Origin of the sequence: Vibrio sp. 10N.222.55.C6 (genome assembly GCF_041473395.1) — a bacterium.
Lineage (GTDB): Bacteria > Pseudomonadota > Gammaproteobacteria > Enterobacterales > Vibrionaceae > Vibrio > Vibrio crassostreae_C.
In genome coordinates, this window is record NZ_JBFRSD010000082.1 from 1 (window position 1) to 1,575 (window position 1,575).

The 1,575-nt window shown below is 45.3% G+C and carries 1 protein-coding gene; it reads left to right on the plus strand.

What is annotated here, in order from left to right; translation table 11 throughout:
• Positions 1-175 precede the first annotated feature (175 nt).
• Positions 176-1,552: an IS4 family transposase gene (locus AB4486_RS22640; RefSeq protein WP_102319739.1), complete on the plus strand. Its 1,377-nt coding sequence runs from the start codon at positions 176-178 to the stop codon at positions 1,550-1,552.
• Positions 1,553-1,575 lie beyond the last annotated feature (23 nt).

Sequence of the window (1,575 nt, forward strand, 5' to 3'; positions counted from 1 at the left end):
GAGAAAGCCTCTATAGAGACGGCATTCTTGTAAACTTAGTTTTCAATATCTCAACAAAGCCAGCCACCAAGCCTGTCTCTTATACACAAATCCCTAAGCCACGCTTGGGGATTTTTTTTGAACTATTTTTAGGTTTCATGATCTGATCATCTAAGCAATGACAAGGATGATTATCATGACCTATATAGAGCCAACCCTCTGGGCACAAAAACAGTTCGGTCAAGCCCACCTAAATGACCCTAGACGCACTCAAAGACTCGTTACTCTCGCAGCCTCACTGGCCGAGCAACCTGGTGTACCCGTCTCGAAACTCATTATCTCCCCTGCTGAAATGGAAGGGGCTTATCGCTTCATCCGTAATGAGCAAATCAAAGCAGAAGATATCGCAGAAGCGGGGTTTTATGTCACCGCACAAGAAGCATTAGAGCAACAAACACTTCTTGCCTTAGAAGACACCACTTCTCTCAGTTACTCCCATCGCAGCATTCGAGATGAACTCGGGCACTCCAATCAAGGCAACCGACATCGCGCCATGTTCGTACACTCAACCTTACTTTTTGCTCCCGACACTCAATCTGTTATTGGTTTAATTGAACAACAGCGCTGGACTCGTGATATAGAAAAGCGAGGCCAAAGGCACCAGCATGCGACTCGACCATACAAAGAGAAAGAAAGTTATAAGTGGGAACAAGCCTCTCGCCATGTCGCTGAGCGACTTGGCGATAAAATTTCGGATGTCATTTCTGTGTGCGATAGAGAAGCCGACCTATTTGAATACCTCACTTACAAGCGAGAGCAACAACAAAGGTTCATCGTTCGCTCAATGCAAAGCCGCTGTATTGAAGAGCATGATAATCGTCTTTATAGCTATGCCTCTACCCTGTTATCAGCCGGAGAGAAAGTGCTCGAAATACCGCAAAAAGGGGGGCGTAAAGCTCGCAAGGCTCATTTAGATATCAAATATGCCCCCGTGACACTCAAGTCTCCTGCTAACAAGAAAGAGTTCGATAACATTCCGCTTTACTACGTGGGATGTATAGAACAAGGAGAGAGTAGCGATAAGCTCGTATGGCACTTACTGACTTCTGAGCCGATAACGAGCAAGGAAGAGGCACTCAAAATCGTCAGTTATTATGAGCGGCGCTGGCTGATAGAAGATTTTCATAAAGTCTGGAAAAGTGAAGGGACAGAGGTTGAGCAACTGAGAATGCAAAGTAAGGACAACTTAGAGAGGCTCAGCGTTATTTTGGCTTTTATCGCGACTCGGTTACTCCAGTTGAGGTTTATGAATGAATCAGACGAGTTATCTAAGACCAGCTGTGAGCGGGTATTAAGAGGCAAAGCGTGGAAGTTAATGTGGCTCAAGTTGGAGAAGAAAGAACTACCGAAAGAAGCGCCTAATATATCATGGGCTTACAACGGTATTGCTCGGTTAGGTGGTTGGAAGAATACCAAGCGAACGGGGCGCGCTTCTATAAAGACGTTATGGCAAGGATGGTTTAGGTTACAAACCATCCTTGAAGGGTATGAACTCGCTAAGTCTCTTGATTAACCAGACTTGTGATCAAGAGACAG